Source organism: uncultured Fibrobacter sp. (genome assembly GCF_937877005.1).
Lineage (GTDB): Bacteria > Fibrobacterota > Fibrobacteria > Fibrobacterales > Fibrobacteraceae > Fibrobacter.
In genome coordinates, this window is record NZ_CALEFV010000134.1 from 1 (window position 1) to 7,848 (window position 7,848).

Below are 7,848 nucleotides of genomic sequence, written 5' to 3' on the forward strand. Positions count from 1 at the left end.
ACAAAGACGGCGCTTTCACCGGCGACTTCAATATGGAACAGATGGTCGAATTCTGTTCGCAGTTCGTCGATGAATTCAACAAGAATACGGGCAAGAGCCTGACCCGCGAAGAGTACAAGGCGGAGCTTCGCAAGTACTTCCCGACGCTCAAGCGCTGGCGCTGAAATCGTCGTGTTCAAGAAACGGTAACGGCCTCAAGAAAATTCATTTTGGCGGTGTAAATTTGTAAATTGTGCTAAAATGGCGGTATAAATTGCTATATGGCGGTATAAATTGTTGATTTTGGCGGTATAAAATTATATATTAGGTGCATCAATCAAGGTTTTTTGATGATTTCGCCGTATTTGAAAATTGCTGCCGATAACAATAAGGAACTTCTGTCGTTCCGCCCAATTCCCAAGGACACGCTCAAGTCCCTGCGGGAATTCTACCGCGTGGGACTCACTTACACGAGTAACGCCCTCGAAGGCAACAGCCTCACCGAAACCGAGACCAAGGTCGTTATCGAGGATGGACTCACCATCAACGGGAAACCTCTGCGAGACGTGTACGAAGCCGTTGGACATGCCAAGGCGTACGATCATATTCATAAACTCGCAAAAAACAAGACTCTCGAAGAATCGGACATACTGATGCTGCATCGGCTGTTTTACCAGCAGATAGATGCGGACAAGGCCGGTATTTATCGCAAGGTGCCCGTCGTAATTAGCGGGAGCCGTTACCCCGTTGTGCAGCACTTAAAAATCCGTACCGAGATGAAGAAGTTCGTCGCGTGGTTCAACAAGAACGAATCCAGGATGAATCCCGTGGAGTTCGCCGCGCAAGTTCACAAAAAATTCGTGTTCATTCATCCCTTTGTCGATGGTAACGGACGCGTGGCGCGATTGCTGATGAACCTTGCGCTGCTTCGCGGCGAGTACACCATTGCGCTGATTCCCGCCGTTAGACGTATGGAATACGTGTCTGCCCTGGAGGCGGCTCACATCGATGACAAAGTTTTTGTGGGTTTTATCGCCGATTGCGTAGTTGCGACGCAGGCGGACCTGTTGCGACTGCTGCGGAATAATCTGAAACCGAAAAAAGGTGCCGTACGCCACCGCGAAACAGGTGAAAACCTCTCCGAACGAATCCTCGCCGAAATCCGCGCGAACCCAGGAATCAACACACCTGTGCTGGCCTCGATGCTCAACCTGTCCTTGCGAACGACTCAGCGCCAGTTGCAAGCTTTGAGCGAATCGGGCAAGATTGAATTTAGGGGAGCCCGGAAGAACGGAGGATATTATTTGGCCGGGTAAGATTTAAGCGTCTTTCCCGAGCACGGCGCGGGCCAGCTGGTCGGCGCACGAAGTCGGCTTCCCGCCGCAGGTGTTGCCCAGGAGCTTTGCCGCGATATCTTCGGCGCTCATGCCTTCGCAGAGCTTCGCGATTGCCTTCAAGTTTCCGTTGCATCCGCCCGTAAAGCGGATATTTCTGATTTTGTCTCCGTCGCGCGTGAACTGGATGGTCGTCGCGCAAACGCCTCTGGTCTTGAAAGTCTCTTCCATACGAGTCTCGGGGTTGAATATACGTTAAATATAGAATGATTTTTTATTTTTTACGGTGCCATGACTGCATCGAACAAAACAAAAGAGAACATTGCGAAAGCCTTTGTCGCCCTCACCGAACAAAAGCCCGTCAACAAGATTACCGTTCGAGAAATTGCGGCAAAAAGCGGCGTTACCACCGTTACGTTCTACAACTACTTTCTCGACAAGTACGACCTTGCGATTTGGCTCCATGTGAAGGAATCCAAGAAAATCATGGCGAAAATCAACGGCAGGTATGAATGGAAAAATACGCTGCTGGAAGGCCTCCGTTATTTTGCGAAGAACAGGAACTTTATGCTGAATGCCCTGAACCATACGGGTGGGCATAACGGGTTCTTGCGCCGGGTGGAACGCATCAACGAGGAACTTCTGACGGCGGAAATCAAAAAGAAGTTTGAAAAGAAAACCTTGCCCCTGGACATTCAATATGCAATCAAGGTCTATTGTGCAGGAACGGTGCGCGTTTTGTTTGACTGGCTTGTCTATGGAATGCCCGTTCCCGTCGAGGACTTGGCAAAGTATTTCGAAGAAAGCCTGCCCCAGCCGCTCCACCGGTTTTTGCTTCGCGATGCGAAACCGAGACATGCGAAAGATTGATGTCGGACCAATCAAATTTTCTTTACACTTTGGCCATTGTGTAAATTGACTTTCGGCTGCCCCGAACTATATTTTCTAAAAAGGAAAACTATATGGAAATCAAGGCAGTCAAGTTCCGTAAAGACGGATTCTATACACAGCCCTTTGCCTTTGGCGGCGAAGAGGGCGCTGAAAAGTTTGACAAGAATGTCCGCTACAGGGGGAGCCTGCAAAACTACCTGATAGATACCGGTGACGAGGTAATCCTGGTGGATACGGGACTCCCCGCGGGCACGCCGGAGGAATCCCCCGACGAAAACAGTATCGCCTTTACCGGCCGCGACATCTGTACCTACATGGAGGCTTTCGCCGCATTGGGATACAAGCCGGAACAGGTGACGAAAATCCTTCTGACCCACAGGCATTCCGACCATTCGGGCGAACTGAAATCCTTCCCGAACGCCAAAATCTACGTGAACGCAGAAGAAACTTCTGCCGACGAACTGCAAGGGCTTTCGAATATCGTTCCCGTGCACTTTGCAAGCGGGGCTTACTACAACTTCCCCGAAAGCGAAAAAATCCGCGACGGCGTTTATTTTGTCAAGGCGAAGGGGCACACCAACGGCAACAGCCTTGTCATCGTCGAAAACGACGGACTTTTCTACATGCTCCATGGCGATATCACCTATGTAGACGAGGCCCTGTACCAGAACAAGCTCTCTGTCGTATACGACGACCTGGCGGAAGCCCGCAAGACCATGGACCGTGTCCGCGAATTTGTCAAAAATCACCCTACCGTCTACTGCGGAACCCACACGCCCCAGGGCTTCGAAAGTCTTGAGGCGAAGCGGGTGATTGACCTGGAAAAGCCTGTCGAGACGATTCCCCCGGGAGAAATCGTCTTCAAGACTGCCAGCGGGAAATATGTCTGCTCCGTTTGCGGCTACGTCTATGACCCCGCCGTCGGTGACCCGAAAAACGGAATTGCTCCGGGGACTCCTTTCGAGGAACTTCCCGAGGACTGGCACTGCCCCCGCTGCAAAAAAGGCAAGGACAAATTCAACAAGGCTTAGCGCAAACGACTTAACCCTGCTGACTTTCTATGAAAAATATCGTCGTCGTAAACGCGAGCCCGCGTAAGGGTTGGAACACAGACACGCTCCTGACTCACGCTTCCAGAGGGGCAGAGTCCGAGGGGGCGACCATCCAGAGGTTCGACCTTTTTCGCCTGGAAAAATACACCGGCTGCATCTCCTGCTTCGGGTGCAAAAAGGAGAAAAACAAGGGGCACTGCATTTGCAGGGACGGCCTTACGCCCGTGCTGGATGCCATTCGCGAATCGGACGGCCTGATTATCGGCTCGCCCAACTACCTGTCCGAAGTTTCTGCATCCTTCCGGGCGCTGTACGAGCGGCTCATATTCCAGAACCTTACGTACAACGTTGAACACTACTGCTGCAACGCGCACCCCGTTCCGGTCCTGTTCATTTTGACAAGCAACGCCCCGGATACCTACTATACGGGCTTGGTCGAAAACTACAGGCAAACGCTGGACCGCTTTGTCGGCCCTACCGATACGCTTGTTTGCGGAGATACGCTCCAGCTTAAGGACTACAGCAAGACAGACTGGCCCTGGAACCTTTTTGATGCCGATGCCAAGAAAGTCCGTCACGAGAACGTGTTCCCTAAGGAATGCGAGAAAGCTTTCCAGAAGGGCGCGGAGCTGGTGAGAAAAAGCGCAGGGAACGTTTAACATAGGGGATTTGTCATGACAAAGAGAAAAATCAAGGTTTCCGATTATGCGACAGACATTGCCCATGCTCTGGAACACGGCATTCTGGTCACCACGAAGGCGGATGGCAAGGTTAATTCCATGGTTGTCGAATGGGGCCATGTAGGGCGCATCTGGAACAGGCCCGTGTTCGTGGCTTACATCCGGGACTCCCGCTACACCCGTGAACTTCTGGACAAAAATCCCGAATTTACGGTAAACATCCCGGTTGGCCCCTTTGACAGGCGCATTATCGCCGTGTGCGGCACCAAAAGCGGTCGCGACATGGACAAGATTCATGAACTGGGCCTTTCTCCCGTTGAACCGGAATGCATCTCGGTTCCTGGCCTCAAGGAAATGCCGCTGACGCTTGAATGCAAGGTGATTTATCGCCAGGAACAGGATTCCTCGATGCTCCCCGAAGATATCCGCCGCTCGTTTTACAGCAGGGAAGGGGGCGACCACATCAGTTTCTTTGGCGAAATCGTCGCTGCTTACGTGATTGAAGACTAATCAGAAAGCTTTAATAATAAAGTAAATTTCAAAACAACCTTTTACTAGGAGAAACACAATGACTAAAATTGAATTCTTGCAGGAACTCGCCAAGGGCTGGTTCGGGAATTCCCAACAGCATTCCATCCATGCGCAATTGCTCAAGGCCCGCGGCTTGAACAAACTTGCCGACAAGATTATGGCTGAATCCGAAGAGGAATGGAACGAAGCGAAGAAGGTGAACGCCCGCCTGATTGAACTGGGTGTGACTCCGAAAGTGGAACTGGCGGATTATCCCGTTATCACCGACATCAAGGAGATGCTGGAATACGACTGCAAGGATTCCACCGAGGCGCTTCCCATGATGAGCAAGGCTCTCTCCATGTTCGATGACGATTATGTCTCCAGGGCCATGGTGGAAAAGTTCATCATCGACGAGCAGGAACATTACAACTGGGTCAAGGGCCACCTTTGCCTGATTGAACAGATTGGCATGGAAAACTACATCATCGAAATGCTGGGCGAGTAAGGGGGATTTATGACAGAAAAAGACAAAATTTTAAGTGCGATGAAAAAAGCGGGGGAACCCCTGAACGCAGGTAAAATTGCCGAACTCACGGGGCTTGACCGCAAGGCCGTGGACAAGGCGATGGCCGAAATGAAAAAGGATGGTAGCATCGTGTCCCCCGTACGTTGCAAATGGCAACCAGCGTAGGTTCAATTTTAAGGGATTTTCTCATGATTTATGACTACAAGATTACCACGGGCAAGGGCGAGACGCTTAATTTGTCCGATTTCAAGGGCAAGGTGATTCTGGTGGTAAATACCGCCACGGGCTGCGGATTCACGCCGCAATATGCTCCGATTGAACAGATGTACAAGGATTACCATGGACAAGGGCTTGAAATCCTGGACATTCCCTGCAACCAGTTCGGCGGCCAGGCTCCTGGAACGGACGATGAAATTCACGATTTCTGCACGGTGCACTATAACACCACCTTTCCCCAGATGAAAAAGGCCGATGTAAACGGCGAAAACGAACTGCCGCTTTACACCTACCTCAAGTCGCAGAAGGGGTTCGAAGGGTTCGGTGAGCACAAGTACAAGGAACTTCTAGAAAAGAAGTTCGCCGCCGTGGACCCCGACTGGGCCAAGAAGCCGGATATCAAGTGGAATTTCACCAAGTTCGTCATCGACAGAAAAGGAAACGTGGTGGCAAGGTTTGAACCCACTGCCGACATGAAGGACGTAGAAAGATGCGTCCAGAAGCTCCTTCAAGAAAAATAAAAACGAATAGTCCATGCGCCCTGCGAGTCGTCTGGACTTTTTTTGAAACAACGCTTGCGAATTTATATGAACACAGACCGCATACTGCCTGTTAATCGTGAACACCTGCTGTTGATGCAGGTCCTGTGCTGGCTTGCGCCCGGAATCAAAATCCTGGTCACCGGTATAAAGGCCCTGCTGCAGGTGGGAACAGAAAATCCCGAAAGAATATGGTGGCTTGCGCTGATTGCGCTTGCGGTGGCGGCTGCCTTTTCGGCGATGTTCCATAAATTTATCATCCGTTACACAAAACGCATCCTCGGTTTTACGGAACGCAAGAAATCGCTGTTTGCCTTTTTCGACCTCCGGGGCTATATCCTCATCTTTTTTATGATGGGGCTTGGAATTTCCCTCAAGCTTATCCCCGGAATCCCCTCGGAATTCTTTGCGGGCTTCTATCCCGGCCTCGGAGCCGCCCTTTCTATCGCCGGAATCCGGTATTTGGCCAGCTGGTGGAAAGCCTTGAAGGCGGAAGCACACAAGTGCGACGGAAAGCATCTGTAGTTGACTAGACGCAGATGATTTAATAAAAATCGAAATAGTGGTCTTCAATCGCCCTCTCGCAGCAGCCTCTCGAACAATGGGCGATACCCCGCGATATCTTCCAACTGCATGATGGTTGTGATCTTGTTGCCCGCGTCTTTGGAAGAAGCCCCGCAGTGGAAAAGTTTCTCGCTGTCGGTCCCGAAATCCAGATAGATGTACCTGTCGTGAAACACGTTTCCCGTGGCACGAACATCGCTAAGTTCAACATCCGGGCGGGTGGCCCTGAAGTCCGCCAGCATGCTCTCGGTCAGGCGGGTGCGCCCGTGCTGCTCGCTGAAAATCCTAACCGAAACGCCCTTCGCCACGCACCGCAGCAAGTCGAGAGTCTTTACATCCAGGTAGTCGTCCACAATCAGCACCGACTTCTTCGCCATGCCGTAAATTTGCGTGTAGGCGACATCGGCCTCCAGCCGCTGCCCGTTCAGAATCAAGAAGTGCTTGAAAGTGCTCGGGTCGATGAAATTTTTCATGACCTTCTGAACGTCGTTGGACAATTGCTCAATTCTCCGATTTTGGGCAGAGTGGGCTGTGTTGACGAAAAAATCTACGCGCTGTTCGACTGCTGTAAGTCGGGTATTGACGTTTTCAAACATTTTTTGTTGAGTCTGGGGTGCCAGCATTCGTTGATTTACAGCGTAGCCCTTGAGCATGTACTCTTTCAAAATGTTCAAAGCCCATTGGCGAAAGCGTGTGCCCTGGATTGATTTTATGCGGTAACCTACAGAAATGATGACATCCAGATTGAACCATTTAGTCTTATAGCATTTTCCGTCAGAGGCAGTTGTCAAGTATTCCTTGACAACTGAATTTCTGTCAAGTTCCCCCTCTTTATAGATATTGGCTATATGCAGGCTGATATTCTGCTTTGTGGCATGGAAAAGCTCGGCCATTTGCGCTTGAGTAAGCCAAACACTCTCGTTCTCGACACGGACCTCGATGTGGAATTCACCACCCTCCGGCTGGTAAACGACTATCTCGTTTTTGTCGGCCCCGGCCGCACTGGCCGCAACATCTTTCTTCATCGTCAACTCCTCTGGCATACAAGCGGAAAAACGCCAAAGACTATACACTTGTGCACTAAATATAGGTTCAAAAATCCAGTTTGTCAATAGCCCCGCACGATTTTTCTGAAAATTATTTTGGTGGGGGAAGTCTCCCCCTCACTTTCCTTCGCCAACCACAGGTCCCAAGGTCCCTGAGCTTGCCGAAGGGCCGCTACCCTCTCTCCTAGTGGGCTCCGCCCCCTAAAACCCCCGTTTTCTTCTGAAAATCCCCTTTTTATCTCAAATCAGCATATTCCGCACTCCATTTTTGATATATATTTGCAAACAAGGTTTCCCATGGAAGTGAATAAGAAAGACCTCTCCGAACGCGACATTGTCAGCAAGTTCATTTTGCCCAGCATTATCAATGCTGGGTGGAGTCTTGATACGCAAATTCGTGAAGAGGTGTCTTTTACTGATGGTCGAATTTTTGTTAAAGGGAAAAAGACTGTTCGCGGCGAACGAAAGCGCGCTGACATCGTACTTAAAAGAGGAATACTCAAAAATC

The 7,848-nt window shown here is 50.5% G+C and carries 12 protein-coding genes and 2 pseudogenes; 12 read left to right on the plus strand and 2 right to left on the minus strand.

What is annotated here, in order from left to right; translation table 11 throughout:
- Both Q0628_RS06515 and Q0628_RS06520 read left to right on the plus strand, forming a co-directional pair.
- On the plus strand, positions 1–164 hold a 164-nt coding region (locus tag Q0628_RS06515; RefSeq protein ID WP_298769338.1), incomplete at its 5' end, for a zinc ribbon domain-containing protein.
- A gap of 180 nt (positions 165–344) precedes the next feature.
- Positions 345–1,295 (plus strand): Fic family protein, encoded by a 951-nt coding sequence (locus tag Q0628_RS06520; RefSeq protein ID WP_298769314.1) that lies wholly within the window; start codon positions 345–347, stop codon positions 1,293–1,295.
- A 3-nt stretch (positions 1,296–1,298) separates the two neighbouring features.
- Here Q0628_RS06520 and Q0628_RS06525 read toward each other — a convergent pair whose 3' ends face one another.
- Positions 1,299–1,544 carry a TIGR03905 family TSCPD domain-containing protein gene (locus tag Q0628_RS06525; protein WP_088658135.1) on the minus strand — a complete coding sequence of 82 codons (246 nt, stop codon included), beginning with the start codon at positions 1,542–1,544 and terminating at the stop codon, positions 1,299–1,301.
- A 60-nt stretch (positions 1,545–1,604) separates the two neighbouring features.
- Here Q0628_RS06525 and Q0628_RS06530 point away from each other — a divergent pair, with 60 nt between their 5' ends.
- The 9 genes and pseudogenes from Q0628_RS06530 to Q0628_RS06570 all read left to right on the plus strand — a co-directional run bounded on the left by Q0628_RS06530 (position 1,605) and on the right by Q0628_RS06570 (position 6,255).
- The gene (locus Q0628_RS06530) at positions 1,605–2,183 is read left to right on the plus strand and encodes a TetR/AcrR family transcriptional regulator C-terminal domain-containing protein (protein ID WP_298769317.1); all 579 of its coding nucleotides are present in this window, start codon (positions 1,605–1,607) and stop codon (positions 2,181–2,183) included.
- A 92-nt stretch (positions 2,184–2,275) separates the two neighbouring features.
- Positions 2,276–2,965: pseudogene (locus Q0628_RS15710) on the plus strand (MBL fold metallo-hydrolase); the annotation flags it as partial.
- A gap of 93 nt (positions 2,966–3,058) precedes the next feature.
- Positions 3,059–3,235, plus strand: a complete 177-nt coding sequence (locus Q0628_RS06540) for a rubredoxin (protein WP_290926393.1) — start codon at positions 3,059–3,061, stop codon at positions 3,233–3,235.
- Between the two features lie 29 nt (positions 3,236–3,264).
- Positions 3,265–3,915, plus strand: a complete 651-nt coding sequence (locus Q0628_RS06545) for a flavodoxin family protein (RefSeq protein WP_298769319.1) — start codon at positions 3,265–3,267, stop codon at positions 3,913–3,915.
- Between the two features lie 15 nt (positions 3,916–3,930).
- The gene (locus tag Q0628_RS06550; RefSeq protein WP_290926391.1) at positions 3,931–4,446 is read left to right on the plus strand and encodes a flavin reductase family protein; all 516 of its coding nucleotides are present in this window, start codon (positions 3,931–3,933) and stop codon (positions 4,444–4,446) included.
- 58 nt (positions 4,447–4,504) lie between these two features.
- Complete coding sequence (locus tag Q0628_RS06555) at positions 4,505–4,954, plus strand: ferritin-like domain-containing protein (RefSeq protein ID WP_298769323.1); 450 nt, start codon at positions 4,505–4,507, stop codon at positions 4,952–4,954.
- 9 nt (positions 4,955–4,963) lie between these two features.
- A complete protein-coding gene (locus Q0628_RS06560) occupies positions 4,964–5,140 on the plus strand; it encodes an HTH domain-containing protein (RefSeq protein ID WP_298769325.1) in 177 nt (58 codons plus the stop codon).
- Positions 5,141–5,163: 23 nt separating this feature from the next.
- Entirely contained in the window at positions 5,164–5,712 is a 549-nt protein-coding gene (locus Q0628_RS06565) for a glutathione peroxidase (protein WP_298769327.1), read from the plus strand.
- Between the two features lie 66 nt (positions 5,713–5,778).
- The gene (locus Q0628_RS06570; protein WP_298769329.1) at positions 5,779–6,255 is read left to right on the plus strand and encodes a hypothetical protein; all 477 of its coding nucleotides are present in this window, start codon (positions 5,779–5,781) and stop codon (positions 6,253–6,255) included.
- Positions 6,256–6,299: 44 nt separating this feature from the next.
- On the opposite strand, the gene rhuM is transcribed toward Q0628_RS06570, so the two are convergent.
- On the minus strand, positions 6,300–7,319 hold the full coding sequence (gene rhuM, locus Q0628_RS06575) for a RhuM family protein (RefSeq protein ID WP_298769331.1): 1,020 nt from the start codon (positions 7,317–7,319) through the stop codon (positions 6,300–6,302).
- A gap of 324 nt (positions 7,320–7,643) precedes the next feature.
- On the opposite strand from rhuM, the pseudogene Q0628_RS06580 reads away from it, so the two are divergent.
- Positions 7,644–7,848, plus strand: a pseudogene (locus Q0628_RS06580) (hypothetical protein); the annotation flags it as partial.

Coding starts and splice junctions, on each gene's coding strand:
- Q0628_RS06525 (WP_088658135.1), bottom strand. CDS start 1,544: ATGGAAGAGACTTTCAAGACCAGAGGCGTTTGCGCGACGACCATCCAG.
- Q0628_RS06530 (WP_298769317.1), top strand. CDS start 1,605: ATGACTGCATCGAACAAAACAAAAGAGAACATTGCGAAAGCCTTTGTC.
- Q0628_RS06545 (WP_298769319.1), top strand. CDS start 3,265: ATGAAAAATATCGTCGTCGTAAACGCGAGCCCGCGTAAGGGTTGGAAC.
- Q0628_RS06550 (WP_290926391.1), top strand. CDS start 3,931: ATGACAAAGAGAAAAATCAAGGTTTCCGATTATGCGACAGACATTGCC.
- Q0628_RS06555 (WP_298769323.1), top strand. CDS start 4,505: ATGACTAAAATTGAATTCTTGCAGGAACTCGCCAAGGGCTGGTTCGGG.
- Q0628_RS06560 (WP_298769325.1), top strand. CDS start 4,964: ATGACAGAAAAAGACAAAATTTTAAGTGCGATGAAAAAAGCGGGGGAA.
- Q0628_RS06565 (WP_298769327.1), top strand. CDS start 5,164: ATGATTTATGACTACAAGATTACCACGGGCAAGGGCGAGACGCTTAAT.
- Q0628_RS06570 (WP_298769329.1), top strand. CDS start 5,779: ATGAACACAGACCGCATACTGCCTGTTAATCGTGAACACCTGCTGTTG.
- rhuM (WP_298769331.1), bottom strand. CDS start 7,319: ATGAAGAAAGATGTTGCGGCCAGTGCGGCCGGGGCCGACAAAAACGAG.